General features: G+C 40.5%; 1 protein-coding gene. It reads right to left on the bottom strand.

The genetic code is table 11. The features are described from left to right. Window positions 1-177 precede the first annotated feature (177 nt). Window positions 178-574 (bottom strand): hypothetical protein (locus KP708_RS15525; protein WP_215757260.1); only part of this gene is annotated, 397 nt, incomplete at its 5' end.

Here is a 574-nt window from a genome sequence, read left to right as displayed (position 1 = left end):
AATCATGCCGCTCCTGTCGCTCAATCAAGGTCAGCCATTGATACTACCGGAAAACGGTAGTTTTAGCCGCTAAAAATTCTTTGCTTCATGAGCAGACAGAATAATCAGAAAAAAACATTGGTGCAGACCCAGAGCGAATGCAGCGCGCTAGCGCCGCAGGCTGCTCAGGTATAAATATTACTCGGATTTAGAAGATACCGTAGGATCAAATCGGTCTCTATAATCTTGAGTAAAAGCTTGGCCTATACAATTTAATCGTGAGTCTAGTGGGCGGGTAAACTTGGCGCTGAAATTAAAATTTGGGTATTGCCCTGTTATTTTTGGATGTAAAKAAGCAGCTATTTCTACGTCTGATTGAGATATATATCTTCCTGCCCATTTTTCTATATTATGCTTTCGTGCTCTCCTGTGTTTTGGTTTTGTTTTTATTGTTGTCTGAGCATCTAACCATTCATACGCCATCCTAATACAGTCTTCATGCTCGTGAAGAATGTCTGATGGATGTTGGTACTTGAAGCCAATTTTGGCATCGTTCCTTTCTTTGTCATTACGCACTGTATAATTTCCTCTTATC

It is taken from the genome of Gluconobacter sp. P5H9_a (assembly GCF_018812085.1).
Taxonomy (GTDB): domain Bacteria; phylum Pseudomonadota; class Alphaproteobacteria; order Acetobacterales; family Acetobacteraceae; genus Gluconobacter.
This window is presented reverse-complemented; position numbering and strand designations above follow the sequence as displayed.